At 64.9% G+C, this 25,610-nt stretch carries 20 protein-coding genes and 1 pseudogene; 15 read left to right on the forward strand and 6 right to left on the reverse strand.

Annotated elements, in window-relative coordinates:
* Positions 1–133 precede the first annotated feature (133 nt).
* Complete coding sequence (locus XcyCFBP4188_RS04905) at positions 134–1,759, forward strand: caspase family protein (RefSeq protein WP_104591727.1); 1,626 nt, start codon at positions 134–136, stop codon at positions 1,757–1,759.
* Here XcyCFBP4188_RS04905 and XcyCFBP4188_RS04910 read toward each other — a convergent pair.
* Positions 1,756–2,340 carry a helix-turn-helix transcriptional regulator gene (locus XcyCFBP4188_RS04910; protein WP_006452421.1) on the reverse strand — a complete coding sequence of 195 codons (585 nt, stop codon included), beginning with the start codon at positions 2,338–2,340 and terminating at the stop codon, positions 1,756–1,758. The two genes, XcyCFBP4188_RS04905 and XcyCFBP4188_RS04910, sit on opposite strands and share 4 nt — an antisense overlap.
* 557 nt (positions 2,341–2,897) lie before the next feature.
* Between XcyCFBP4188_RS04910 and aceK the strand changes: the two genes are divergently transcribed.
* Positions 2,898–4,637, forward strand: coding sequence for a bifunctional isocitrate dehydrogenase kinase/phosphatase (aceK, locus tag XcyCFBP4188_RS04915; protein ID WP_006452420.1), 1,740 nt, complete (start codon positions 2,898–2,900; stop codon positions 4,635–4,637).
* A 61-nt stretch (positions 4,638–4,698) separates the two neighbouring features.
* Positions 4,699–5,583, forward strand: a complete 885-nt coding sequence (locus XcyCFBP4188_RS04920) for an energy transducer TonB (RefSeq protein WP_006452419.1) — start codon at positions 4,699–4,701, stop codon at positions 5,581–5,583.
* 606 nt (positions 5,584–6,189) lie between these two features.
* Here XcyCFBP4188_RS04920 and rho read toward each other — a convergent pair.
* Together rho and trxA are read right to left on the reverse strand one after the other, a co-directional pair.
* A complete protein-coding gene (gene rho, locus XcyCFBP4188_RS04930; RefSeq protein ID WP_074065954.1) occupies positions 6,190–8,094 on the reverse strand; it encodes a transcription termination factor Rho in 1,905 nt (634 codons plus the stop codon).
* Positions 8,095–8,314: 220 nt separating this feature from the next.
* A complete protein-coding gene (gene trxA / locus XcyCFBP4188_RS04935) occupies positions 8,315–8,656 on the reverse strand; it encodes a thioredoxin TrxA (RefSeq protein ID WP_005923050.1) in 342 nt (113 codons plus the stop codon).
* Positions 8,657–8,854: 198 nt separating this feature from the next.
* Here trxA and rhlB point away from each other — a divergent pair, with 198 nt between their 5' ends.
* The 6 genes from rhlB (at position 8,855) to rpoH (ending at position 14,964) form a co-directional block, all read left to right on the forward strand.
* Complete coding sequence (gene rhlB, locus XcyCFBP4188_RS04940) at positions 8,855–10,591, forward strand: ATP-dependent RNA helicase RhlB (protein WP_046932473.1); 1,737 nt, start codon at positions 8,855–8,857, stop codon at positions 10,589–10,591.
* Positions 10,592–10,666: 75 nt separating this feature from the next.
* Positions 10,667–11,353, forward strand: a complete 687-nt coding sequence (gene ftsE, locus XcyCFBP4188_RS04945) for a cell division ATP-binding protein FtsE (protein ID WP_006453137.1) — start codon at positions 10,667–10,669, stop codon at positions 11,351–11,353.
* A complete protein-coding gene (gene ftsX / locus XcyCFBP4188_RS04950) occupies positions 11,350–12,300 on the forward strand; it encodes a permease-like cell division protein FtsX (RefSeq protein WP_006453138.1) in 951 nt (316 codons plus the stop codon). The genes ftsE and ftsX overlap by 4 nt, the downstream gene beginning before the upstream one ends.
* Before the next feature lie 8 nt (positions 12,301–12,308).
* Positions 12,309–13,151 carry a response regulator gene (locus XcyCFBP4188_RS04955; protein WP_006453139.1) on the forward strand — a complete coding sequence of 281 codons (843 nt, stop codon included), beginning with the start codon at positions 12,309–12,311 and terminating at the stop codon, positions 13,149–13,151.
* Positions 13,152–13,165: 14 nt separating this feature from the next.
* Positions 13,166–13,891, forward strand: a complete 726-nt coding sequence (gene ung / locus XcyCFBP4188_RS04960; protein WP_043911283.1) for a uracil-DNA glycosylase — start codon at positions 13,166–13,168, stop codon at positions 13,889–13,891.
* 197 nt (positions 13,892–14,088) lie between these two features.
* Positions 14,089–14,964, forward strand: coding sequence for an RNA polymerase sigma factor RpoH (gene rpoH, locus XcyCFBP4188_RS04965; RefSeq protein ID WP_006453141.1), 876 nt, complete (start codon positions 14,089–14,091; stop codon positions 14,962–14,964).
* Positions 14,965–15,109: 145 nt separating this feature from the next.
* On the opposite strand, the gene XcyCFBP4188_RS04970 is transcribed toward rpoH, so the two are convergent.
* Both XcyCFBP4188_RS04970 and XcyCFBP4188_RS04975 read right to left on the reverse strand, forming a co-directional pair.
* A complete protein-coding gene (locus tag XcyCFBP4188_RS04970) occupies positions 15,110–15,724 on the reverse strand; it encodes a trimeric intracellular cation channel family protein (RefSeq protein WP_006453142.1) in 615 nt (204 codons plus the stop codon).
* A 52-nt stretch (positions 15,725–15,776) separates the two neighbouring features.
* Positions 15,777–17,069, reverse strand: a complete 1,293-nt coding sequence (locus XcyCFBP4188_RS04975) for an NAD(P)/FAD-dependent oxidoreductase (protein WP_043911253.1) — start codon at positions 17,067–17,069, stop codon at positions 15,777–15,779.
* Between the two features lie 118 nt (positions 17,070–17,187).
* Between XcyCFBP4188_RS04975 and XcyCFBP4188_RS04980 the strand changes: the two genes are divergently transcribed.
* From XcyCFBP4188_RS04980 to XcyCFBP4188_RS04990, 3 genes and pseudogenes are all read left to right on the forward strand, one after another.
* The gene (locus XcyCFBP4188_RS04980; protein WP_104591728.1) at positions 17,188–17,766 is read left to right on the forward strand and encodes a hypothetical protein; all 579 of its coding nucleotides are present in this window, start codon (positions 17,188–17,190) and stop codon (positions 17,764–17,766) included.
* A pseudogene (locus tag XcyCFBP4188_RS04985) lies at positions 17,763–18,593 on the forward strand (NYN domain-containing protein). The gene XcyCFBP4188_RS04980 and the pseudogene XcyCFBP4188_RS04985 overlap by 4 nt, the downstream one beginning before the upstream one ends.
* On the forward strand, positions 18,590–19,252 hold the full coding sequence (locus XcyCFBP4188_RS04990) for a glutathione S-transferase family protein (protein ID WP_282433348.1): 663 nt from the start codon (positions 18,590–18,592) through the stop codon (positions 19,250–19,252). Before XcyCFBP4188_RS04985 ends, XcyCFBP4188_RS04990 begins: the two are co-directional and overlap by 4 nt.
* A gap of 387 nt (positions 19,253–19,639) precedes the next feature.
* Here XcyCFBP4188_RS04990 and XcyCFBP4188_RS04995 read toward each other — a convergent pair whose 3' ends face one another.
* A complete protein-coding gene (locus tag XcyCFBP4188_RS04995; RefSeq protein ID WP_006453147.1) occupies positions 19,640–21,862 on the reverse strand; it encodes a primosomal protein N' in 2,223 nt (740 codons plus the stop codon).
* A 469-nt stretch (positions 21,863–22,331) separates the two neighbouring features.
* Between XcyCFBP4188_RS04995 and XcyCFBP4188_RS05000 the strand changes: the two genes are divergently transcribed.
* The 3 genes from XcyCFBP4188_RS05000 to XcyCFBP4188_RS05010 all read left to right on the forward strand — a co-directional run bounded on the left by XcyCFBP4188_RS05000 (position 22,332) and on the right by XcyCFBP4188_RS05010 (position 25,544).
* Complete coding sequence (locus XcyCFBP4188_RS05000; RefSeq protein WP_006453148.1) at positions 22,332–23,375, forward strand: hypothetical protein; 1,044 nt, start codon at positions 22,332–22,334, stop codon at positions 23,373–23,375.
* Positions 23,362–23,994 carry a DUF3106 domain-containing protein gene (locus tag XcyCFBP4188_RS05005; RefSeq protein ID WP_043911260.1) on the forward strand — a complete coding sequence of 211 codons (633 nt, stop codon included), beginning with the start codon at positions 23,362–23,364 and terminating at the stop codon, positions 23,992–23,994. The genes XcyCFBP4188_RS05000 and XcyCFBP4188_RS05005 overlap by 14 nt, the downstream gene beginning before the upstream one ends.
* Before the next feature lie 173 nt (positions 23,995–24,167).
* Positions 24,168–25,544: an MATE family efflux transporter gene (locus tag XcyCFBP4188_RS05010; protein ID WP_043911263.1), complete on the forward strand. Its 1,377-nt coding sequence runs from the start codon at positions 24,168–24,170 to the stop codon at positions 25,542–25,544.
* Positions 25,545–25,610 lie beyond the last annotated feature (66 nt).

The raw sequence follows: 25,610 nt of genomic DNA on the forward strand, positions 1-25,610 counted from the left end.
CATGGATATGGGCACGATGGAGGATAAAAACCGGATCCATCGATGCATGGCCGGTTGGGACAAACGCGACCAGCATTGGCTTACTCGGTAAACCGCCGGGCAACGATCAACGCGATACAAGGGAGTCTTCCCGATGACAACGCGAGCGCTTGTAGTTGGTATCAACAACTACCCAGGGACCAATGCACTACCGAGTTGTGTACAGGACGCAACCGCATTTTCAACCCACCTGCAGTCCAAGTTTGCATTTCAGGAAATCAAAGCGCTGACCGACCAGCAGGCAAGCAAACATGCGGTTCTGGACGGACTGGCATGGTTGTTCAATGGAGCCACGCCGCAGGATCGTCTGGTGTTCTTCTACTCCGGTCATGGCTACCGGCCGCAGATCAACGGCGAGTTGCGCGAGGCGCTGGTGACGCAGGACAGCCAGTTCCTCGATGACACGGAATTGGCAGATGCAATGGTGTCGGTGCCGGATGGTGTACTGACCATCGTTCTGGATACCTGCTTCTCCGGTGGTTTGGAGAAACTCTTCATTGCTGAAGACGGCAGGATTGCCCATGTCGTCAAGTCCAAGTTCTGGACTGCCGAGGCGCCGACGAGCCAGGTAATTAGCTCCAAGGGATTTGAGCCTGCTGCAGTGTCTTTCAGGCCATTCGGGTTGGTCCTGCCCCCTGCGTCGAAGGGGTATGTTCCTGGCACCGGTGATGCAACGGTCACCACGCTCACGCTTCCGGCGTCCAAAGGCTTGCTCATCTCCGCAGCACAAGCCGATGAGACCGCATCTGCGTCCACGCCAGGAACCAACGGAATGTCTGCCTTTACATACGCCTTGCTGGATCAGGTCGATCAGCTTGGCGCAGCACGCGCATCCATCGACCTAGTCCTCGGAGCGGGAAACACACTTCGACGTCTGTTCGTGAAGCAGACGCCCGCAATCAAGTTGCCGATCAAGCCGGCCGGAATGGGGAAGTTGAGCTTCTTGAAGCTCGACCCGCTTGCCGCCTCTTCGCCTGCCAATGTTTCCCTTCCTTCTTCGCATCCTTCAGAGGTCAATGTCATGTCCGCATACATGTCCAGTGGTTTAAATTCCTCGGCCCTGCTAGCCGGCCAATCGCTTTCGGTAGACAAGGCGTGGTACGACAGCATCACCCGCGCGGTGAGCACGGCACTGCCGATCGTGTTGCCGATCGTGACCCAGGCAATGCAAAGCAAGGGCTTTTCACCGACAGCGCAGGCGCAGGGCCTGGCCGTGGGCAGCGTGGATGAAAAAGCGTGGTACGACAGCATCAGCCGCGCGGTGAGCACGGCATTGCCGATCGTGTTGCCGATGGTGACCCAGGCAATGCAAAGCAAGGGCTTTTCACCGACGGCGCAGGCGCAGGGCCTGGCCGTGGGCAGCGTGGGTGAGAAAGCCTGGTACGACAGCATTACCCGCGCGGTGAGCACGGCACTGCCGATCGTGTTGCCGATCGTGACCCAGGCAATACAAAGCAAGGGCTTTTCACCGGCAGCGCAGGCGCAGGGCTTGGCCATGGGCAGCGTGGATGAAAAAGCGTGGTATGACAGCATCAGCCGCGCGGTGAGCACGGCATTGCCGATCGTGTTGCCGATGGTGACCCAGGCAATGCAGACCAAGGGGTTTACACCTGCGGTTAGCGCGGGCACGCCAAACGATGAGGGCTACGATAAAGCCTGGTATGACACTGTGCTCGATGTGGCAAAGACCGTTGCACCCATCGCACTGGCCCTGGTCTAAGGCATGGAAAAAGCGGCGCCGATGTTCACCACCGCTTGCAGGCGCGTGCGTGCATCGGTCTTTCTGAGCACGCTATGTACGTGATTTTTTACGGTAGCCAGCTCGATACGCAGGTCGCGTGCAATTTCCTTGTTGCTCAGCCCGCGCGATAACAAGTCGGCCACCTCACGCTCGCGTGGGGTGAGTCGATACATCGTCGGTTGTGGTGAGGGCGGCGTGGCGCGTCTGTTGGGAGGACGCTCGTGGCTAAGGACGCTCAGCATTTCCTCGATGCCCACTTGACGGCCAAAGATGTAATTCATGCTTGCGCCGCTGCAGATCACTTCCTGACTGGAAGAACTCAATCCGAATGCCACCATCAAGGTCTGTGGCCAGCGACGCCTGAGCGCCGAAAGGCTTTGCAGAACGCCATCAGCTCCCACATCCAGCAGCACGGCATCCATTGCACGCTTTTCCATTTCGATGACGGCTCCGCCGATGCTGGTGGCCAGGGTCACTGTCATCTGTGACTGCGTGGTGCGTAGCAGTGAATCGAGCGCATCACCATATATCTGTACCTCGCTCAGGACCAACAACTGCATGCGTATTCCTTGTCAGTGCATTGTTGCGGCTTTGTCGGGGAACAGTGGCGCCAGACATGACGAGTCTCCCTGGCGCAACAACATCGCCTGATCCTGTATCAACAGCGGCAGCGAGCCACGTTACCGACGGTGCTAATGATCGGTATGCGTGAAGGGTCTGATGGCGGCATCTCCGTTGCACGGTGTCTATACAGATCCTGACAAGCTTTGGCTTACAGCCTATGGAAGAAAGCGCAACGACACCCCGCGACTGCGCCGCCGCTTGGTTCCAGCAAGGCTGAGCCGTGCGTCCTCAAAAAGGCCAGACCGGTGGAAAGAGCACAAGCCTTCTGTTGCTCCACAGAACCTTGAAACCAGAAATAGCATAGGCGGTGTCTTCAGGTCCCTGACGAATCTCTCTCTGTGGCAAGTGCGTCAACGGGCTGGATTTCCCGCGCGCAGTCGCGCCCGGTGCCGTACGTTTGCCAGGATCGTATCTTCAGCGAGTTCGTAATGCTGCCTAGGTCACTTGCGACATTGCCTGTCGTCCGACGCCCCACGCTGGGTACACTGCCGCCATGAGCCCTCTTCCGTTACCGCCGCAGTCCGAGCGTCGCGCGCTGGCGATCGGCCGCGCCGTGTATGAAGCGTTCGAGGATTACCACGCGCGCTTTGCGCAGATCACCGCACGCGCCAAGCAGCGCTTCGAGACACGCGACTGGAACGGCGCGCGCGAGGATGCGGTGGCGCGTATTGCGCTCTACGATCACTACATCAGCGAATGCATGCTGCGGCTGCGTGCGGTGTTGCTGGGGCAGGCGCACGACCGCGCGTTGTGGATGCGCGCACGCGAGCATTACGCCGCGCTGCTGACCGGGTTGATCGATCAGGAGCTGTACAAGACCTTTTACAACACCCTGACCCGGCGTTACTTCGGCACCCATGGTGTGGATGCGGAGATCGAATTCATCGCGCTGGATATCGAGCCGACCGATGCGATCACGCTGCCGGTTGCGCGGCATACCTACGCGGTCTCGCCCGGCCGGCTGACCGACATGCTGGTGCGCGTGCTGGGCGATTATGCGTTCGATGTGGCATACCTACACCGCACCCGTTGCGCGGCGGCAATTGCAGTGCGGCTGCAGGACGATCTTGCGCACTGGGGCGAGCATCCTGTGCGCAGTGTGGAACTGCTGGAGACCGTGTTCTACCGCGAACGGCGCGCCTATCTGATCGGGCGCGTGTTTGGCGAACATCGCTTTTCTCCCTGCGTGATCGCACTGGTCAACGATGGTGCCGGCCTGCGTGCCGAAGCGGTGCTGACCCGGCGCAGTGATGTCGCGCAATTGTTCAGTAACTCGCGCAGTTATTTCCAGGCCGATCTATCCACCGTCGGTGATGCAGTGGTGTTTCTGCGCAGCCTGCTGACGCACAAGCCCATCGACGAGTTGTACACGATGCTGGGGCGTGCCAAGCAGGGCAAGACCGAACGCTATCGCACGTTTTTCAGCCATTTTCAGGCCCATCCTGCCGAGCAGTTGGTGCATGCCGATGGCACGCCCGGCATGGTCATGGTGGTGTTTACGCTGCCCAGTTATCCGCTGGTGTTCAAGCTGATCCGCGACCGCTTTGCGTATCCAAAAACCATGAGCCGCGCGCAGGTGGAAGGCAAATACGAACTGGTGTTCCAGCTCGACCGCATCGGCCGCCTGCTCGACGCGCAGCCGTACCGCTTTCTGCGCTTTCCCAAGGCGCGTTTCTCGCCGGCGTTGCTGGAAGAACTGCAGACCAGCTGTGCGATGAGCCTGAGCGAAGATGGCGCCGATGTGTTGATCGCGCTGTGCTACGTGCAGCGCCGGCTGCGCCCGCTCAATCTGTACCTGCGCGAACAACTGCCCGAGGCCGCGCATGCCGCAGCGCTGGACTACGGGCAGGCGATCAAGGACATGGCGCGCAACAACATCTTTCCCGGCGACATGCTGCTGAAAAACTTCGGCATCACCCGCCATCAGCGTGCGGTGTTCTACGACTACGACGAGCTGTGCCTGATCACCGAATGCACGTTCCGCGATTGGCCCACGCCCACCAGTTACGAAGAACAAATGTCCGCCGAGCCCTGGTTTCATGTCGGCCCGCGCGATGTGTTTCCCGAGCGTTTTGCGCTGTTTATGGGCTTGCCGGCCTCGCAACTGGAAGCGGTCAAGCACACGCATCCGGAACTGTTCGAGCCGCAATGGTGGCGCGATCTGCAAGCGCGACTGCGCGAAGACGATTACCCGGACACGCCGCCCTACGCGGACTCGCGAAAACTGGCCTGACGATTTACGCGTATGCACCAAGGCTGGTACAACGAAGATTCAATCACGATGGAGCGCGGTCATGCAGTGGAAGCAACGCTTGGGCCTGGGGATTTTGTTGGCAATGGGGAGTATCAACGGCGTGCAGGCACGTCCCAGTGCCGCGCAGGTGCAGGCGCAGATGGAAGCCAGCATGAATGTCGCGGGCGAATTGACGCTGACCCCGGACGGCACTGTCACGGCAGTCAAGCTCACCGACGAAGCAAGCTTGCCGCCAGTGGTCCGCGACCGCGTCAAGCAATCGATCGCCTCCTGGCGCTTCGACCCTGTCAAAGACGATGGAAGCGCATTGCCCGCGCAACTACCGATGAATCTGCTGCTGGTCGCCAAGCCGGGCGACAACAACACGTATGCGGTATCGATTCGCAGCGCGCATTTCGGCAGCGAGGAGCAAGGTGCCGCCAGCGTCGCTGCCAAGGACATGCCGCCACCGGCCTATCCCGAGCATGCGTTTCGAGAGGGTGCGACAGGGGTGGTCTATCTGCTACTCAAGATCGGCCGCGATGGCAAGGTCGAGGATCTGGTCGCAGAGCAGGTCAACCTGACCACACTGGCGCCGGAATCCAAACGCCCGCGCTGGCGCAAGGCGTTTGCCGATGCCGCAATCGCCAATGCGCAGCGCTTGACATTTGTGCCGCCCACGCAAGGCGCCGAGGCCGACGCGCCGTACTGGGTCATGCGGGTTCCGGTCACCTTCGACATCGAAACCTGGCCACGCAATCTGACCGCTGCAAAGCAAGCCAAAACGTGGCAATCCTATTTGCCGGGCCCGCGTCAGCCGGCGCCCTGGCACGAACAGCGCGGTGCGTCAGCATCGACCGACAGTCCGGATGCGCTACCTGGAAGTGGATTGTTCTCGGCACGCGGAGTAGGTGTGCGCCTGGTGACACCGCTGCAAGGAAGTTAAGCGCAACGCCAACATCAGAGCGGCTGGCAAACTATTTCATGCCGGTCCATTGCGGAGCCGACGATCTGGGCCTTCGCTGCGGGGAGGATTATCTGATGCTTGGCGGCAGGGCGGCTGATCTGCGATTTGGCTGCAGGGCCCTTGCCCACCCACCATCGCAGGACACGCCGCAAGTACGTCCGTGTAGGCTCTTACNGGGTGCGGTGTCCTTGCCGCGACCTTGACGCTGTGAGTTTGCTGCAGGGCCCTTGCCCGCCCACCATCGCAGGACACGCCGCAAGTACGTCCATGTAGGCTCTTACGCGGCATCCATGCCGCGTAAGGTCCCGCGACGGTGAGCGGGCAAGGGCCAGTCGAGAGTGTCGGTGTGCATGGTTTTAAAATAGCGACCGACTAACTCTCTGGTGCGGTGTCCTCGCCGCTTGCGGGACCGTGTGGCGGCATGGATGCCGCCACCGAGCCTCCACGGACGGATTTACGGCGTGGCCCGCGAGCGGTGAGGGCACCGCGCACTCGACCAACCAGGCTTGTGACTGCAAGCAATCGCGCACCCACAAAAAAGCCCCGCAATGCGGGGCTTTTTCTTATCGAGAATGCCGATCGAAATCAGCGCTTCATCGAACTGAAGAACTCGTCGTTGGACTTGGTGGTCTTCATCTTGTCCAGCAGGAATTCCATTGCCGCGATTTCGTCCATCGGGTGCAGCAGCTTGCGCAGAATCCAGATCTTCTGCAGCAGCTCCGGCTCGATCAACAGATCTTCGCGACGCGTACCCGAACGGTTGATGTCGATCGCCGGGTAAACGCGCTTTTCGGTGATGCGACGGTTCAAATGCACTTCGCTATTGCCGGTGCCCTTGAACTCTTCGTAGATCACCTCGTCCATCTTGCTGCCGGTCTCGACCAGCGCCGTGGCGATGATGGTCAGCGAGCCGCCTTCTTCGACGTTACGGGCCGCACCGAAGAAGCGCTTCGGGCGATGCAACGCGTTGGCGTCCACACCACCGGTGAGCACCTTGCCGGAGCTGGGCACCACGTTGTTGTAGGCGCGTGCCAGACGGGTGATCGAGTCGAGCAGGATCACCACGTCCTTCTTGTGCTCGACCAGGCGCTTGGCCCGCTCGATCACCATCTCGGCGACCTGCACGTGACGCGCGGCCGGCTCGTCGAACGTCGAGGAAATAACTTCGCCGCGCACGGTGCGCTGCATTTCGGTCACTTCTTCCGGGCGCTCGTCGATCAGCAACACGATCATGTGCACTTCGGGATGATTGCTGGTGATGGCCGTGGCCACCTGCTGCATCATCATCGTCTTACCGGCCTTGGGCGGGGAGACGATCAGCGCACGCTGACCCTTACCCTGCGGCGCCATCAGATCCAGGATGCGGCCGGTGATGTCCTCGGTGGACCCATCGCCACGTTCCAGACGGAAACGCCGGCGCGGGAACAGCGGGGTCAGGTTCTCGAACAGCACCTTGTTCTTGCTGGCTTCCAGCGGCTCGCCGTTGATGGTGTCGACGATCGACAGCGCGAAATAGCGTTCGCCGTCCTTCGGGAAGCGGATGCGGCCGGACAGATGGTCGCCGGTGCGCAGGTTGAAGCGGCGGATCTGGCTGGGCGAGATATACGTATCGTCCGGACCGGCCAGGTAGCTGGCTTCGGCGGCACGCAGAAAACCGAAGCCGTCGGGCAGGATTTCCAGCACGCCGTCGGCGGCAACGCCTTCGCCGTGGCGGGTCAGCACCTTGAGCAGGGCGAAGATCACGTCCTGCTTGCGCGCACGCGCCACGCCTTCCTGGATGTTGAGCTGATCGGCGATATCCAGCAGCTTCTGCGCCGGCATCCGCTTGAGATCGCTCAGCGAATACACCGGGAAGCCATCCGGCACGGCCGGGTGCGGACGCGCGATAAACGGCTCGTTGCTGCCATCGGACGAGGGCATGCCGCCACCGGTTTCATTACCAAACCGATCACGCGGCCCACGGTCGCGGCGGTTGCGGAACCGGTCACGGCGATTGCCCTGCTGGTTCTGCCCCTGACCCTGACCTTGCTGATTCTGGCCGGCGTTCTGACCTTGGTCCTGACCCTGACCTTGATTTTGCGGCTGGCCCTGGACCTGGGCTTGACCCTGGTTCTGGCCTTGACCCCGGCTTTGCGCCTGATTCTGGTTCTGCTGGTTCTGCGCCTGGTTGAAGCGCTGCTGCTGCGACTGGCCACCCTCGCGGGATTCGCCATGGTTGTCGCCGCCCTGGTTGCCCTGACTGGCGCTGGGGGCGTTACCGGCATATGCGCCATCGCTGGACGTCTGCGCCGGTGCCGAATCGGCAGCGTGCGACGGTGCCTGCGGCGCGCGCGGAACATCAGGCGCGGGGCTGGCGGGCAAGGGCAGGTTGGGCTGTTGCGCGCCACCGTCGTCATTGGCAACGGCGGTCTTGCTCACGCGCGGCTTGCGCACGCGTTTCTCGACAGGAGCGTCGACGCTCCCGGTATCGGAAGAAGGATGATCGGACAAGTGCTTGATTCCTCGCTAAGAGTGCGAGCGCCCGGCTGGGGGGCGAACTATGGTGATGGGAGTCTAGAGAGACGTTTCTAGAGGGGTACGGCGGCGCACGAACGTGCTCCGGATCGACTGACACTATCACCGCTGCGCTTAACCGCGCAAGCGTCTGCCGGGGCAGGGTTTAACTGCTGGCGAAACATCGGGGGCGCCCATCGCTGGGACGCCCGCTCGCTCAGGCGGCCGCGCCGCCCAGGGTCTTGTCGATCATCTGGGTGAGTTGGCCCTTGCCAACCGCCCCGATCTGGGTTGCCTGCACCTGCCCGTCCTTGAACAGCAGCAGCATCGGGATCGACCGCACGTGGTACTTGATGGCCAGGGCGCGGTTCTGGTCCACATTGACCTTGGCAACCTTCAGTCTGCCCTGATATGTATCGGCCAGATCGTCCAGTACCGGGGCGATCATCTTGCACGGGCCACACCATTCGGCCCAGAAATCCACCAGGACCGGTTCGCCGGATTGCAGTACAGCTGTATCGAAGTCGGCATCGCCGACATGTTGAACCTTGTCGCTCACGTTGGGTCTCCTGGAAACCAAAACGGCCCGCCCGAACGGGCAGGCCGCTACATTGCGTTAAACTGGGGCATTGCGCGACTGAATCAAGTGTCAGTCCTGAAGCCGCGCTGTCCGCCACAACAGCCGCAGTTTGCGACGCTGTCGGCATCGATGCAAGCCGCGCCCGGGCTGCCCAGGGCGCCTCACGAAGACGGAATAATGAGCGACAAACCGCTGACCGATTTGACCTTTTCCACGTTCGACCTGCATCCGGCGCTGATCGCCGGGCTGGAGAGCGCCGGGTTTACCCGCTGTACCCCGATCCAGGCGCTGACCCTGCCGGTCGCGCTGCCAGGCGGCGATGTCGCCGGCCAGGCCCAGACCGGCACCGGCAAGACCCTGGCGTTCCTGGTGACGGTGGTGAACCGCCTGCTGAACCGCCCGGCGCTGGCCGACCGCAAGCCGGAAGACCCGCGCGCGCTGATCCTGGCCCCGACCCGCGAGCTGGCGATCCAGATCCACAAGGATGCGGTCAAGTTCGGCGCCGACCTGGGCCTGCGCTTTGCGCTGGTCTACGGCGGGGTGGACTACGACAAGCAACGCGAGCTGCTGCAGCAGGGCGTGGACGTGATCATCGCCACCCCGGGCCGGCTGATCGACTACGTCAAGCAGCACAAGGTGGTCTCGCTGCACGCCTGCGAAATCTGCGTGCTGGACGAAGCCGACCGCATGTTCGACCTGGGCTTCATCAAGGACATCCGCTTCCTGCTGCGGCGCATGCCCGAGCGCGGCACCCGCCAGACCCTGCTGTTCTCGGCCACGCTCAGCCATCGCGTGCTCGAGCTCGCCTACGAGCACATGAACGAGCCGGAAAAGCTCGTGGTCGAAACCGAGACCATCACTGCCGCACGCGTACGTCAGCGTATCTATTTCCCCTCCGACGAAGAGAAGCAGACGCTGCTGCTCGGCTTGCTGTCGCGTAGCGAAGGCGCGCGCACCATGGTGTTCGTCAACACCAAGGCGTTCGTCGAGCGCGTGGCGCGCACCCTTGAGCGTCATGGCTACCGGGTCGGCGTGTTGTCCGGCGATGTGCCGCAGAAGAAGCGCGAGTCGCTGCTCAACCGCTTCCAGAAGGGCCAGCTCGAAATCCTGGTCGCCACCGACGTGGCCGCACGCGGCCTGCATATCGACGGCGTCAAGTACGTCTACAACTACGACCTACCCTTCGATGCGGAAGACTACGTACACCGCATCGGCCGTACCGCGCGTCTGGGCGAAGAAGGCGATGCGATCAGCTTCGCCTGCGAGCGCTATGCGATGAGCCTGCCGGACATCGAGGCCTACATCGCGCAGAAGATCCCGGTCGAGCCGGTGACCTCCGAGCTGCTGATCCCGTTGCCGCGTGTGGCACGCGTGCCGGTGGAAGGCGAAGAGGCCGACGACGACGCTGGCGACAGCGTGGGCACCATTTTCCGTGAAGCGCGCGAACAGCGTGCAGCCGAAGAACAGCGTCGCGGCGGTGGCCGTAGTGGCCCGGGTGGCGCTTCGCGCAGCGGCAGCAGCAGTGGCGGTGGTCGCCGTGACGGCGGCAGTGCCGATGGCAAGCCGCGTCCGCGCCGCAAGCCGCGTGTCGAAGGCGACGTTGCCGCCGAGACGGCAACCGTTGCCGCAGCGTCGGAAACGCCTGTGGTCGCCGCAGCGACTGCCGAAGCGCCGTCGACCATCCTGGCCGATGCCGAGCGCGCACCGCGCAAGCGTCGCCGTCGCCGTAACGGTCGTCCGGTCGAAGGTGCCGAGCCTGCCGTGGCGTCCACACCGGTTGCCGCGCCGGCCGCACCACGCAAGCCGACCCAGGTGGTCGCAAAGCCGGTGCGCAGTGCGACCAAGCCCTCGGGTAGCCCGTCGCTGCTGAGTCGTATCGGCCGCAGATTGCGTTCGCTGGTCTCCGGCAACTGATCTATTGCCGCTGCAATCGCATCGCCGGGCTTCGGCGATGCGACGCAAGCGCTGGCGCTCCGGCATAATCGCTGGATGACCGTTCTGCGTTTCGACAACGTCAGCAAGCACTACGCCGGTGGCCACCAGGCGCTGACCGATGTCAGCTTCGAAGTGGCCGATGGCGAGATGCTGTTCGTGACCGGCCACTCCGGCGCCGGCAAAAGTACCTTGCTCAAATTGATCCACCTCAGCGAGCGCCCGAGCCAGGGCGCGGTGCTGCTGGGTGAGCGCAACCTGCTCAAGGTGCGCGGCCGGCAGATTCCGTTGCATCGTCGCCAGGTGGGGGCGGTCTATCAGGACCATCGCCTGCTCACCGACCGCAGCATCGCCGAGAACGTGGCATTGCCATTGATCCTGCGTGGCACCCGCCGCGCCGAGATCGGCAAGCGCGTGCGTTCGGCGCTGGAACGGATTGGGTTGGCTCATCGCGAGAAGGCCTTGCCGTCGCAGTTGTCGGCCGGCGAGCAGCAGCGCGTGGGTATCGCCCGCGCCATTGTCGGCGAGCCGCGTTTGCTGGTGGCCGATGAGCCCACCGGCAATCTCGACCCGGCGCTGGCCGCCGAAATCATGCAGTTGTTTGCCGAGCTGCCGGCGCGCGGCACCAGCGTGCTGGTGGTCAGCCACGACCTGGCCTTGCTCAAGCAGATGCGCAAGCGCGTGCTGATCCTGGATCACGGCCGGCTGGTCGACGACATCTCGCCGCAGGATCTGGCCGAATGAGCAAGCCCGCCAATACCGAAGCCGCCGCACCCTCGCGCTTCGGCGTGTGGATTGACCACCATCTGCACAGCATCGCCTTCAGCCTGGGCCGCGCGATGCGCAAGCCGTGGGCCACCTTGCTGACCATCGTGGTGATGGCGCTGGCACTGGCCTTGCCGCTAGGGCTGTCGATCGCGCTGGACAACGTCAAGCTGCTGGCCGGCAGCGTGCAGCAATCGCGCGAGATCAATCTGTTCCTGAAGGTCGATATCGGCGCCGATGCCGCACAGGCGCTGGCCGGCGAATTGCGTGCGCGCCCCGACGTCGCCCAGGTCACCCTGCGTACGCCCGCACAGGGACTGACCGAGCTGCGCGAAAGCGCCAAGCTCAATGAGGCGATCGATGCGCTCGGCGACAACCCGCTCCCCACGTTGTTGATCGTCACCCCGACCGATGCGGCCGACGATGCGCAACTGGCCGGCGCGTTGCAGGCCTTGCCGCAGACCGACCAGGTGCAGCACGACGCGCTGTGGCGCAAACGCCTGGATGGCTGGCTGCGCTTTGGCGAGCGTCTGGTGCAGGTGCTGTCGGCGCTGCTCGGCGTCGGCGCGGTGCTGGTGGTCGGCAACACGGTGCGGCTGGATATCCAATCGCGGCGCGAGGAAATCGGCGTGCTGCAGCTGCTGGGCGCCAGCGATGGCTTCATCCGGCGCCCGTTTCTGTATCTGGGTGCGTGGTACGGGCTGGGTGCCGGCGCGGTTGCGCTCGCGCTGATCGCCGCCTCCGGGCTGGCCTTGCAGGCACCGTTGGCGACATTGGCCGACAGCTATGGCAGTTCTTTTACCCTGCACGGGCTCGATCTGCTGCATTCTGCGATGGTGCTGGTCGGCACCCTGGTCCTGGGTTGGCTGGGCGCCTGGCTGGTGACCGGCCATTTCCTTCGCCAGACCCGTCCCACCGAGACCTGAGGCCTGCCATGCATCCACCAGATCTCAAACACCTGATCAGCGACGCGCCGCGCGTGATGGTGGTCGATGGCTCGAAGCTGGTGCGCAAGCTGATTGCCGATGTGCTGACCCGCGACCTGCCGAATGTGCAGGTGATCGGCTGCTCCAGCATTGCCGAGGCGCGTCAGGCGCTGGAAGCCGGCACGGTGGATCTGGTCACCACCTCGCTGTCGCTGCCCGACGGCGATGGCCTGACCCTGGCGCGCAGCGTGCGCGAAGCGGCCGGCCAGGCCTACGTGCCGGTGATCGTGGTCTCCGGCGATGCGCAGCAGCACCTGGTGGAGCGCCGCTTTACCGAGTACGTCACCGATTATTTCGACAAGGCGCTGGGCCACGAAGCTCTGGCGACCTTCATCCGCGGCTATGTGCAGCCCGAGCCGATCGTCGGCGCGACCGTGCTGTACATCGAAGACAGCCGCGTGGTGGCCGAGGCGACCAAGCGCATGCTCGAGCGCCAGAGCCTGAAGGTCATCCACGTGCTCACCGCCGAAGACGCCTTCGCGCTGCTCACCGCCGAATCGCTGGGCCGCACCGAGCGCCGCATCGACGTGGTGCTGACCGATGTGACCTTGAAAGGCGAGCTCAACGGCCGCGACGTGGTCGAGCGCATCCGCATCGATTTCGCCTACGGCAAGCGCCGTCTGCCGGTGCTTGTGATGACCGGCGACACCAACCCGCGCAACCAGTCCGAGCTGCTGCGCGCCGGCGCCAACGATCTGGTGCAAAAACCCATTGAAGAGCGGCTGCTGGTGACCAAGGTGTTGTTCCAGCTGCGCCTGGCACGGCTTGAGGATCAGGCTGTCACGCTATGACTGAAATGTTAGATGTGGCCGAAGTAGAAGCACGTATCCAGCTGGAACCGTCGTGGAAGGCGCGTGTGGGCGATTGGTTGCTGCGCCCGGAAATGCAGGAACTGTCCGCCTTCCTGCGTCAGCGCAAGGCGGCTGGTGCGCGGGTGTTTCCGCCCGGCCCGCAGATCTTTGCCGCTTTCGATGCCACCCCGTTCGAGCAGGTCAAGGTGGTGATCCTGGGCCAGGACCCGTATCACGGCGAAGGCCAGGCGCACGGGCTGTGCTTTTCGGTGTTGCCCGGCGTGCCGGTGCCGCCGTCGCTGCTCAACATCTCCAAAGAGATTCAGGACGACCTGGGCATCGCACGGCCGGACCACGGCTATCTGATGCCGTGGGCGAGCCAAGGCGTGCTGCTGCTCAATGCGGTGCTGACGGTGGAGCAGGGGCGTGCCGGCGCGCACCAGAACAAGGGCTGGGAAGGCTTTACCGATCACGTGGTGGAAACGCTCAACCGCGAGCGCGAAGGCCTGGTGTTCCTGCTGTGGGGCAGTTACGCGCAGTCCAAGGGCAAGGTCATCGACCAGGCGCGCCATCGCGTGTTCAAGGCCCCGCATCCCTCGCCGTTGTCGGCGCATCGCGGCTTTCTGGGCTGCCAGCATTTCTCCAAGACCAACGACCATCTGCAACGGCGCGGGCTCGGCCCGATCGACTGGTCGCTACCGCCGCGTAACGCGCTCGACACCACGCCCGCCCGCGGCTGAACGGGTCGGGCGGCACCGCATTTCGCATTGGTTTTGTCACGGTCTTCGCAGCGTGGCGGTGATAACTTACCCATCGATTCGTGGAGTTGGCCGCTGGAACGCCGGTATGGTCAAAAGCCCGAACGTCCTATAAATGGAACGCTGGGAACTCTTACTGTACCCGGCAGTCCAATAGTTCGACTGCTAAGATGGTGCCTATGAACCAGACTACCTCGACTGCCCTTGTGGCAAACAATCTCCCGATTCCCAGTGCGCTCGGTTCGCTGGACGCCTACATCGGTGCCGTGCACCAGATCCCGGTGCTGTCGGTCGATGAGGAACAGAATCTCGCCCGTCGCTTCCGCGACGAGCTGGATCTGGACGCCGCGCGCGAACTGGTCCATTCCCACCTGCGCTTCGTGGTGCATGTCGCCCGCGGCTACAACGGCTACGGCCTGCCGCTGGGCGACCTGATACAGGAAGGCAACATCGGCCTGATGAAGGCGGTCAAGCGCTTCGACCCGGAAATGGGTGTGCGCCTGGTCAGCTTCGCAGTGCACTGGATCCGTGCCGAAATGCACGAGTTCATCCTGAAGAACTGGCGCATCGTCAAGGTCGCCACGACCAAGGCGCAGCGCAAGCTGTTCTTCAACCTGCGCAAGTCCAAGACCCGTCTGGGCTGGCTCAATGCCTCCGAAGTGACTGCGGTTGCCAAGGACCTGAATGTCTCCGAGCGCGAAGTGATGGAGATGGAGTCGCGTCTGTCCGGTCGCGATATCGGCTTCGACGCCTCCTCCGACGAAGACGACGATCACGGCCCGCCGTCGCCGGTGAGCTACCTGGTCGCCAACGAGGAAGACCCGTCGCAGGCCTACGAGCGTCACGACAGCGAAGACAACCAGCTGCAGCTGTTGCGTGAAGGGCTGTCCGGTCTGGATACGCGTTCGCGCGACATCGTCAAGCGTCGCTGGCTGGATTCCGATTCCAAGGTGACCTTGCAGGAGTTGGCCGACGAGTACGGTGTGTCGGCCGAGCGTATCCGCCAGATCGAGGCGAACGCGCTGAAGAAGATGAAGGCACTGTTCGTCGCCTGATCGGTTCGATCACGCGCGTCAGGTTGCAAAAACGGCCCGGTTTTCCGGGCCGTTTGCGTTGCAGGTGTGCAGTTTTCATGTCCTTCGAGAAGCTGACGAACCGTCCGGGTGATGCGCCCGGCATTGTCGCTTCGGCCGACGACAGCTATTCCGGCAGACGCGCCACCGGTAGATGCCAGCCATAGCGGATGGCCATGAAACGCAGGCCGAAACACACGCCGGCGCCGGTTGCCAGTGACCAGGCTTGCGGCACGTCGAGCACATGCCCGATCGCGACCAGGCCGCCGCCTGCGAGTGCGGCCACTGCATATAGCTCCGCCTGCAATACCACCGGCGTGCGCGCTACCAGCAGGTCCCGCGCGATGCCGCCGCCGATGCCGCTGAGCATGCCGAGCAAAGTCGCGCTGAGCGGGCTGAGCTGATAGTCCAGCGCCTTGCTGGTGCCGTAGACCGCAAACAAGGCCAGCCCGGCTGCGTCGAACAGTTGCACCGGGTTGCGCAGCCGTTCCACTGCGGCATGCCAGCGGAAACCGGCCACCCCGGCCAGGCAGGCGATGAGCAGATACTGCGGATGCACCAACGCAGCCGGCGGGGTGGCGCCGATCAACACATCGCGCACGATCCCGCCGGACACCGCCGCCGCGCACGACAGCACCAGCACGCCGAACAGATCCAGGCGATTGCGCACCGCCACGGTGGCGCCGCTGAGGGCGAACACGAAGGTGCCGAGCAGATCCAGCAGGAACAGGAGAGTGGTCACGGCGCCGCAGTGGGAACGGGCGGGACAGCATCGCGCACCGCCCGTCGCACTGTCATCCGTCTTTGCTGTTGGGCGGCGGGTCGTCGGTTGCGCCGCCGAAGATGATGCGTGCGGCGCGCTGGTAGCTCCAGTACGCCATTGCCCAGTTCACCAGCACCACGAAGCGGTTGCGGAAGCCGATCAGGAAGTACACGTGCGCGGCCAGCCAGAACCACCAGGCGACGATGCCGGACAGCTTGAGCTTGCCCACATGCACGATGGCGGCCATGCGGCCGATGGTGGCCAGATTGCCGTAGTCCTGATAGCGGAACGCCGGCGTGGCCTGGCCGCGATGGCGCGCGCGGATCGCCTTGGCGATGTGCTTGCCCATCTGCTTGGCCGCCGGCGCCACGCCAGGCACCGGGCGGCCATCCTGCTGCACCGAGGCCAGATCGCCGCCGACAAAGATCTCCGGGTGGCCGGGCACGCTCAAGTCCGGCTGCACCAGCACGCGACCGGCGCGATCCAGCGGCACGCCCAGGGTGCGCGCCAGCGGCGAGGCGGCCACGCCGGCGGCCCAGACGACGGTACGCGCGGGCACGAAGGTGTCGCCGAGTTGATAGCCGAGCGCGTCGATATGCGTCACCGGTGTACCGGTGTGCACTTCCACGCCCAGGCGTTCCAGCTGCTTGCGCGCCTTGTCGGTGAGATCTTCCGGGAACGAGGGCAGCACGCGCGGGCCGGCTTCGACCAGACGCACGCGCGCCTGCTGCGGATCGATATGGCGGAATTCGTCCTTGAGCGTATGGCGGGCGATTTCGGCCAGCGTGCCGGCCAGTTCCACGCCGGTCGGGCCCCCGCCAACCACCGCAAAGCTGAGCCAGGCCGCGCGTGCGGCGGGGTCGGATTCGGCTTCGGCACGCTCGAAGGCCAGCAGCAATTTGCGCCGCAGCACCAGCGCGTCGTACAGCGTTTTCAGGCCTGGTGCATGCTCGGCCCACTGGTCGTTGCCGAAGTAGGCATGGGTGGCGCCGGTGGCCAGCAGCAGCATGTCGTAGCCGAGCGTGTTGCCATCGGCGAGCACCACTTCGCGACGGGTTGGAGTAATTTCGGCCACATCGCCAAGCAGCACTTCGACATTGCGCTGCTCGCGCAGGATGTGGCGCAGCGGCGCGGCGATATCCGGTGCCGACAGGCCGGCGGTGGCGACCTGATACAGCAACGGCTGGAACAGGTGATGGTTCTGGCGGTCGATCAGGGTGATGCGGATGCCGGGATCGTCGAGCGCGCGGGTTGCCCATAAGCCGGCAAAACCGCCGCCAACCACGACCAGATGCAGTGGAGCTTGGGAGGGAGGAGAAGTCATCGTAGAGTCCGATGGAATGCGACGCGGGCTCATCAGCATGCCGCATTTGCACTGAACATGACGCCTGAATTCGGCCTGCCTGCGGCATCATGTCGCATCTTATCGACCCGGTCATCGCATGTCGTCGCTGCCACCGCCTTTGCCGCCGTTGTCTTCCGTGCCGCCGTCCGCGTTGCCTGCCGCAACGGCATCGACGACGCCCTCGCTTGCCGTCAAACAGCCACTCAGCGGGGTCGCGCTCGGCCTGATCGGCGTGTTGGCGTGTCTGATGCTGTTCGGCATGCTGGTGATCGGTGCGCTGCTCTGGTTGATCGCCACCGGCTGGTCGTTGTTTGCCGATCAGGCGCGCGCTGCGCTGCAGGACGATGCGGTGGTGCAGGAACAGATCGGCCAGATCCACACGATGCGGGTGGATCTGTATCGCACCGGTCTTGCACCGGGCGGCGATGATTTCGTGTTCAACGTGGAAGGCGATCGCGGCAGTGGCCGCGTGCACGCGACCTGGGTCAGTGTCGGCGCTGAGAGCGAGACGCTGACCAACGGAACGCTGACCATGCGCGATGGCAGCGAATACGCGCTGCCGGCCGTAGATGCTGAAAATACCGAAACCGAAACCGAAACCGAAACCGACACCGAAACCGACACCGAAACCGACACCGAAACCGAAACCGACTCTGCCGATTCCTGGGAGCAATGAGCATGATCGACAACCCCGACAAACGCATCGCCTTGCTGATCGATGCCGACAACGCGCCGGCCGGCAAGATCGACGTGGTGCTGGCCGAAGTGGCGCGCTACGGTGTGGCCAATGTGCGCCGCGCCTACGGCAACTGGAAGAGCCCGCACCTGAAAAACTGGTAAGCGGCGCTGCACGATTACGCGATTCGCCCGATCCAGCAATTTGCCTATAGCTCGGGCAAAAACGCCTCGGACATGGCGATGGTGATCGATGCGATGGATCTGTTGTACGCGCGCAATCTGGACGGGTTTGCCATCGTCTCCAGCGATGCGGATTTCACCCCGCTGGTGATGCGTCTGCTCACCGATGGCATGAAGGTGTACGGCTTCGGCGAGAAGAAAACCCCGGCGCCGTTCGTCAACGCCTGCTCCAAGTTCACCTACGTCGAAGCGCTGGGCGAGCAAGCTGCAGCAGCCGGCGACACCGCGGCCGGGCGCAAGGACGCCACGGCGTTGCGCAGCGATACGCGTCTGGTGCAGATGCTACGCAACGCGATCGACAGTGCCCGCGAAGACGATGGCTGGGCGCTGCTGAGTGCGGTGGGCAAGCAGGTGGCCAACCAGGCCTCGTTCGATCCGCGCAACTACGGCTACCGCAAGCTCAGCGATCTGGTGCGCGCGATCGGCTTGTTCGAGATCAAGCAGGACGAGCAGGCGCTGTGGCTACGCGATGCGCCCAAGGGCGGGCGTGCGAAGGCTGCGCAGTCCGCTGCTGCTGGGTCAGCACAAGCCTCGGTTGCGAAGCCTGCGGCGCGCGCGACGTCCAAGCCGGCGGCAGGGAAATGACCATGGCACCTGCTGCAACGCAGCCCACCGCGCAGACACCAACGATCACGTTATGGGGGCGTCGCAATTCCAGCAACGTGCGCAAGGTGCTGTGGTGCGCCGAAGAAGCGGGGGTGCCATATACCTCGATCGAAGTGGGCGGTGCCTTCGGCGGTAACGACACGCCCGAATATCGCGCGTTGAATCCGAACGGCGTGGTGCCGACGCTGCAGGATGGCGAGTTGGTGCTATGGGAATCCAACGCGATCGTGCGTTATCTGGCCGCGCAGTACGCGCCGGCCCTGTATCCGCAATCGCCGGCCGAACGCGCGCTGGGCGACCGCTGGATGGACTGGACCACCTCGACGTTTGCCGGCGTGTTTCGCGATCTGTTCTGGGGCGTGCTGCGCACCGCCGAGGCCGAGCGCGATCACGCAAGTATTGCCGCTGCTTTGATGCGCTCGGGCGAACTGCTTGCACGCGCCGATGCGGCATTGGCGCAACAGCCGTATCTATCCGGCGAACAGTTCGCGATGGGCGATATTCCGCTCGGCAGCTTTATCTACGCATGGTTCGAAATGCCGATCGACCGACCCGAGTTGCCGCACCTGCAGGCGTGGTATCAGCGCTTGCGCGCGCGGCCCGCGTACCAGCGTGGAGTGATGACGGCGCTGACGTGAGTTTCAGGTCTCCGCTCAGGCCGGCGTGATTCATTGCAGGCACCACACGCGTCGACGACATCAAACGCTGCTTGCAAAGAAGTGGGCCTCGTACATCGCGCGGTCTGCTGGTCTGGCGTTGTTTGTAGGAGCGCACTTGTGCGCGAGGGCATTCCCGGCAATGCCCCATCGCGCGCAGGCGCGCTCCTACAAAAGCGTGAGGACACGTACGGCCTGTTGGCTCGCGTTTGTTTGTAGGAGCGCACCCGTGCGCGATGGCAGTGCCGGTAATGCCGCATCGCGCCCAGGTGCGCTCCTACAAAAGATCACACCATGCGCGATCAAGGACCTGGGCACAGCGCGCAAAACGTGAGTCTGGCTGCAGCCGCGTGTGCGGCATGCCCTGCACTAATACAGATCGATCGGGTCCACATCCAGCGACCAGCGCACGCGCCGTGCCTGCGGCAGCGCATAGATGGCCGGCAATTGCGCATCGAGCAAACGATGCAGGGCCGAGCGCTGTTGCGCAGACAACAACAACTGCGTGCGTTGGAAACCGGCACGGCGCGGCATCGGTGCAGGCATCGGGCCGTAGCATTCCACTGCGGCAAACGCGGGCGATTCGGCGCTGCTGTCCGACGTGGTCAAGCCACGCACTGCCATCAAAAACTGATTGGCGGCCGCCACATCCTTGGCCTCTGCGCGGAACAGCGCCAGATGCGCGAAAGGTGGAAATCCCGCAGCTTCGCGCTGCTGCAGTTCGGCATCGGCAAAGGCGTGATAACCGCCGTTGACCAGGGTCTGCAGCAGCGGATGTTCGGGGTGATGGGTCTGCAGCCAGACCTCGCCGGGGCGGTCTGCGCGCCCGGCGCGTCCTGCGACCTGGATCAGTTGCTGGGAGAGTTTCTCGGCGGCACGGAAGTCGGCGGAGAACAGGCCTTCGTCGATGCCGACCACCACCACCATGGTCAGCCGCGGCAGGTCGTGGCCCTTGGCCAGGATCTGCGTGCCGACCAGGATGCCGGCTTCGGTGCCGAGCCGGGCGAGTTGGGTTTCCAGCGCATCGCGGCGCTGGGTGGTGCTGCGGTCGATACGCACCACCGGAAACTCCGGAAACGCCTCGGTCAGGCGTTCTTCCAGCCGCTCGGTGCCGATGCCTTGCGGCTGCAGCGCCAGGCTGGCGCAGGCCGGGCAGGCCAGCGGTGCGGATTGGCGCGCGCCGCAGTGGTGGCATTGCAGACGGCGCCCACCGGCGTGCACGGTCATCGGGGTCTGATGCAGTGGCGTGCTGCAGCGCTGGCAGGCGGCGGTCCAGCCGCAGTCGTGGCACAGCAGCACCGGCGCATAGCCACGGCGGTTCTTGAACACCAGCACCTGCTCGCCACGCGCCAGGGTGGCGCCGATGCCGGCCAGCACCTCTGGCGACAGCCCGTCCTTGAGCGGGCGTTTGCGCACATCGAGCACGCGCACGCGCGGCGGACGCGCTTCGCCGGCGCGGCGCGACAGGCGCAGATGCTGGTAGCGGCCGGAATAGGCGTTATGCAGGCTTTCCAGCGAGGGCGTGGCGCTGCCCAGAATCACCGGCACATCCAGCGCCTTGCCGCGCACCAGCGCGAAGTCGCGGGCGTGATAGCGGATGCCGTCCTGCTGCTTGTAGCTGCCGTCGTGTTCCTCATCGACCACGATCAGTCCGGCCTTGGGCAGCGGAATGAAGATCGCCGAGCGGGTGCCGACGATCAGCTTGGCCTCGCCACGCCAGGCGGCCGCCCAGACGCGTGCGCGTTCGCCATCGGACAGGCCCGAGTGCAGCGCGTGCACCGGTACACCCAGGCGAGCGCGGAAGCGGCCCAAGGTCTGCGGTGTCAGGCCGATTTCCGGCACAAGCACCAGCGCCTGGCGGCCTGCGGCCAGGCAATCGGCGATCGCCTGCAGGTAGACCTCGGTCTTGCCGCTGCCGGTGACGCCGTCGAGCAGATAGGTGGCAAAGCCGGTATGCGCGCGAACGGCGGCGGCGGCAGCCTGTTGTTCGTCGTTGAGCTGCGGGCCGCTGCCGGGGCGTGGCGGGATGGCGTCGGCGGGTACCGCCACGCGCTCGGCATAGTCGCGCTTGGCCAGGCTGCGCGCGGCCTCGCGCCATTGCGGCAGCAATGGGTCCAGCTGTTCTTCGCCCACCGCACCGGTGAGCAGCAGGGCGGCGAGCAAGGCGGGCCGGCTACCCGTGCGCAGGCTGGCGGCGCCAGTGCGCCCGGCTTCGGTCAGCTGCCAGGCCCAGGCGTGGGTGTCGGCCAGCGGCTCGCCGCGGCGCAGCGGGCCGGGCAGGGCGCTGGCCTGGGCTTCGCCAAGCGGGGCGTGGGTGTAGCGCGCCAACCAGTGCAGCGAGCGGGCCAGCTCGTCGACCAGCAGCGGGGCATCGTCACACCAGGCCAAGGCCGGGCGTAGCCCTTCGGCCGAGGCTGACTGCCCGATTTCCACCACCACGCCGACCAGCTCGCGCGGCCCGAACGGCACCCGCACCCGGCAGCCGAGCCGCGCCGGATCGGTCAACGGGGCATCGGCCGGGGGCAGATAGTCGAACAGTTGGGGCAGCGGCACCGGCAAGGCGACGCGCAGGGTGGCGACGGTCGAAGACATCCGGCCAGTCTACCGACCCTGTCCAGAGGCCGGCAGTCGCGCTCCAAATCGGCCCAAATCGGCACCTCGGCTTACGGCGCGTTTCTGTGACGCAAGTGATAAATACGACGTAAACCTATGTGAGGGTTAAGGAAACGGGTTTATCCACACTGCCTGTGGATAAACCTGTGAATTAGTCTCGTGCTCCACGCGTTGAAGGCGGATTCACTAGCCTCTGCAACCTCTTGGACATTTTTTAGCCAACACGCATAAGTTGATCAATATCAATCACTTAGGCGTGAAACACGATTGCAACAAAGAAAAATCAACAGTTGACAGACGCCTGCGTATCGGTATGTCTGCCGCTGTGCACAACCCGCACGGGTGATGGGCGTGGCCGGCGTGAGGGCGGAGCGAGGCCGGTTCGATCTGTCAAGCCGTTGGCGGGGGCCGTGACGCCGGTATCATGCCGGCCGATGCTGGAGTTCCCATGACCGTAGTCCCCGACGCCCCTGTCACCCCCGCCGCGCTGTCAGCCTTCCTGCGTGGGGTCGAACGTCGGGGTCTGGTGCTCGCGCAATTGCAGTGCGGCGATGTGGCAGCGGCCGAGCGGGCCCTGGCGGCGGCGCTGCGTGCTTTCAGCAGCCAGGCGGCAGGACGCTCGATGGCCGGCTGGCCGATGCGCTTCTGGAGCCTGTTGGCAGCTGCCCCGCCGCTGCGGCGCGAACCCATGCCGGGCACCTGGCTGCCGCCGTTCACCGTGTTGGGCCGGATGCAGACCACCGACCGGCTGGCGCTGCTGCTGCGCATCGTGGCCGGGCTGGAAGAAGACCCCGCCAGCGAGGTGCAGGGCATCGACGTGGCGGCGTATCGGCAATCGCTGGCTCGCGCCTGCCCGCGCGATGCGGCCGGCAATCCGGACGCGCAGGCCTGGCGGGTGCTGGCCGAGGCGGCGCAGCAGGAGTTGCGCGAACTCACCCCAGCCCAGGTGAGTCGACTGGGGCAACTCCGCGATTCGGCCCTGGCCGGCATGCCGCTGCAACCGGCGGCGGCCGCGCCTGTGGTTGCCGCTGCCGAGCCGCGTCGTCCGACTGCGCCGCGTGCACGCGCTGCCCGTCAGTGGCACTGGCCACGGATCTCGCGCCGCCACGCCGGCATCGTGCTGGCCGTGCTGGCGTTGGCACTGCTGCTCGCGGCGCTGGGCTGGTGGTGGACGCATCGCCGGCCCGCCCTGCCGCCCGAGCCGGTCTCGCAGGCGCCGGCCGGCGTGTTGCATGTCACCGACGCCGCGCCGGTGCTGGTGGAAGAACTTCCCGCCGCCAATCTGCCGGACGCCGTGGCAACCCCGGGCATGGACCCGCGCGACCAGGCGATGCTGGCCGACCCGGATCTGGAGCTGGCGCGCGCGGCGGATTTCTACGCCTGGTATGCGGCCGGCCATCCGGTGCCGGCCGACGAATCCGGCGCGCACGCCACCGCTACTGCCGCCGAGCAGCCTGCCGCCCCGATGGAGACCGTCGATGACGACAATTAAGTGGTGCGGCCTGCTGTTGTGCGCCGCTATCGACTTGGCCGGTGCGCAAGCCTTACCGACGCCGTTGGAAGAAGGCAGCGCTGCCGCACCGTCCAGCGCCCCGACGCCCACAGTCTCGACTTCCGCGACGTCAACGCCCGCAGCTCCAACTTCCGCCACCCCGAGTGCCGCCCAGCAACGCGCGCGCTGGGACGCCTTGACGCCTGCACAGCAGGCCGAGCTGCGCGCGCGCTATGCCGCGTGGAAAGGGCTCACCGCCACCGATCGGGTGGTGCTGCGGCAGGCACGCGAGCGTCTGCAGGCCTTGCCCGAAGACCAGCAGCGCGCACTACGCACGCAGTTCACCGTCATGGATCGCCTGCATCGCGACGGTTGGCGACTGGGCTCGCAGCTGGGCGCGTTCTATTCCCCGTTGCAGCCGTTGATCGGCTACGTGCCGCCGGCGCAGCGCGAGGCACTCTTGAACGTGCTGCGCAGCCTGGATGCCGGGCAGCTGGAGCAGTTGGCGCTGCTGACACAACGCACTCCCCCGCAGGACCGCGATGCCTTGCGCGATGCCTTGCTGGCCGAAGCGCCCGCAACGCGCAATGCATGGTTGAAGCGGCAGCTGGCGCGCTGATGTCGAAACCCTCGCTGTCGAAACCCTCAACGCATCGTCGCGCGTCCACGCGCCGTTGGCGCATGGGAGGCTGACTGACCCGCGTCGCACAGTGCGGGTAAGATGTCGGCCCCGCGCGACCCGGTGCCAGCGCCTCCCGGCACGGCCGTAGTCCGCGCAGCGATCGGTTTGTCATGTCTGTTTCTTCTGCACCCACGTCCGCGACGCCAGGCTTCGCTGCGGAAGTGCGCACCACCGGCCTGCTCGCGCTGCCGCTGGTGCTCGGCCACGTCTCCACCGGCCTCATTGGCTTTGTCGACAACGTCATCGCCGGCCACCACGGCACCGCGACGTTGGCGGCGGTCACTATCGGCACTTCGTTGTTGTGGCTGCCGATGCTGGTACCGATCGGCACGCTGATCTCGTTGACTGCCTCGGTGTCGCAACTGGTCGGTGCCGGCCGGCAGCGCGAAATCGGCCCGTTGTTCCGCCAGGCGTTGTGGTTGTCGTTGGGGCTGGGCGCGGTGATGTTCGCCTTCCTGAGCGCGGTGCCGCCGCTGCTGCCCACCTTCGGGATTGCGCCGGACATCGTGCCGGGCGCGACCGACTTCCTGCATGCGGTGCGCTGGGGCGGGCCGGCGCTGACGTTCTACTTCTGCATGCGCTATCTCAGCGAGGGCATGCACTGGACGCTGCCGACCATGGTGCTGGGCTTCGGTGGCTTGCTGGTGCTGGCGCCGCTGGGCTATGCGCTGACCTACGGCAAGTTCGGTGTTGCCGAGCACGGTGCGCAAGGCCTGGGCATGGCCTCGGCAATCACCATGTGGGTGCAGGCACTCGCGTTTGCGCTGTATCTGTGGCGCTCGCGCCGCTTCGCGCATCTGGAATTGTTCAATCATCTCGAAGGGCCGCGCTGGCGCGCCATCGGCGATCTGCTGCGCACCGGCCTGCCGATCGGCATCACCGTGCTGATGGAGGGCGGCTTGTTTATCGTCACCGCCTTGTTGATCGGCCGGCTCGGCTCCACCGAAGCGGCCGCGCACCAGATCGCGATCAACGTCGCGCAGCTGTGTTTCATGATCCCGATGGGCGTGGCCGAGGCCACCACCGTGCGGGTGGGGCATGCGGTGGGGAGCGGCGATCCGCTCTGCATGCGGCGTGCGGCCTGGGCCGGCTACGCCATCGTGCTGGGCACCCAGGCGTTGTCGGCCAGCGTGTTGTTGCTGGGCCACGACGCCATCGTGAGTGTCTATACCGACGATGTGGCGGTGGCGGCGCTGGCCTCGGTGCTGCTGCTGTATGCGGCCACGTTCCAGTTTCCCGACGGCATCCAGGTACTTTCGAGCGGGGCGTTGCGCGGGCTCAAGGACACCCGCGTGCCGATGTTTCTGGCGATGTTTTCGTATTGGGGTGTGGGCATGCCGATCGGCGCCGGGCTCGGCCTGGGCCTTGGCTGGGGACCGCAAGGCATGTGGATCGGCCTGATCCTGGGCCTGACCGTGGCGTCGATCCTGATGGGCCTGCGTTTCCGCCAGACCAGCCGGCGCCTGACTGCCGACGCGACCCCCTGACTTCCAGCGCATGCCGTGCGTGCTGCGCAGCCGGTATGCTGGGCAGCATTACTTGCATGCAGCGTC

Source organism: Xanthomonas hortorum pv. cynarae, assembly GCF_002939985.1.
Classification (GTDB): Bacteria; Pseudomonadota; Gammaproteobacteria; order Xanthomonadales; family Xanthomonadaceae; genus Xanthomonas; species Xanthomonas hortorum_D.

Coding starts and splice junctions, on each gene's coding strand:
- XcyCFBP4188_RS04980 (WP_104591728.1), top strand. CDS start 17,188: ATGTCGTCGCTGCCACCGCCTTTGCCGCCGTTGTCTTCCGTGCCGCCG.
- rhlB (WP_046932473.1), top strand. CDS start 8,855: ATGAGCGACAAACCGCTGACCGATTTGACCTTTTCCACGTTCGACCTG.
- XcyCFBP4188_RS04975 (WP_043911253.1), bottom strand. CDS start 17,069: ATGACTTCTCCTCCCTCCCAAGCTCCACTGCATCTGGTCGTGGTTGGC.
- aceK (WP_006452420.1), top strand. CDS start 2,898: ATGAGCCCTCTTCCGTTACCGCCGCAGTCCGAGCGTCGCGCGCTGGCG.
- XcyCFBP4188_RS05000 (WP_006453148.1), top strand. CDS start 22,332: ATGACCGTAGTCCCCGACGCCCCTGTCACCCCCGCCGCGCTGTCAGCC.
- XcyCFBP4188_RS05005 (WP_043911260.1), top strand. CDS start 23,362: ATGACGACAATTAAGTGGTGCGGCCTGCTGTTGTGCGCCGCTATCGAC.
- ftsE (WP_006453137.1), top strand. CDS start 10,667: ATGACCGTTCTGCGTTTCGACAACGTCAGCAAGCACTACGCCGGTGGC.
- XcyCFBP4188_RS05010 (WP_043911263.1), top strand. CDS start 24,168: ATGTCTGTTTCTTCTGCACCCACGTCCGCGACGCCAGGCTTCGCTGCG.
- ftsX (WP_006453138.1), top strand. CDS start 11,350: ATGAGCAAGCCCGCCAATACCGAAGCCGCCGCACCCTCGCGCTTCGGC.
- XcyCFBP4188_RS04920 (WP_006452419.1), top strand. CDS start 4,699: ATGCAGTGGAAGCAACGCTTGGGCCTGGGGATTTTGTTGGCAATGGGG.
- XcyCFBP4188_RS04955 (WP_006453139.1), top strand. CDS start 12,309: ATGCATCCACCAGATCTCAAACACCTGATCAGCGACGCGCCGCGCGTG.
- rpoH (WP_006453141.1), top strand. CDS start 14,089: ATGAACCAGACTACCTCGACTGCCCTTGTGGCAAACAATCTCCCGATT.
- XcyCFBP4188_RS04995 (WP_006453147.1), bottom strand. CDS start 21,862: ATGTCTTCGACCGTCGCCACCCTGCGCGTCGCCTTGCCGGTGCCGCTG.
- XcyCFBP4188_RS04910 (WP_006452421.1), bottom strand. CDS start 2,340: ATGCAGTTGTTGGTCCTGAGCGAGGTACAGATATATGGTGATGCGCTC.
- XcyCFBP4188_RS04990 (WP_282433348.1), top strand. CDS start 18,590: ATGACCATGGCACCTGCTGCAACGCAGCCCACCGCGCAGACACCAACG.
- XcyCFBP4188_RS04905 (WP_104591727.1), top strand. CDS start 134: ATGACAACGCGAGCGCTTGTAGTTGGTATCAACAACTACCCAGGGACC.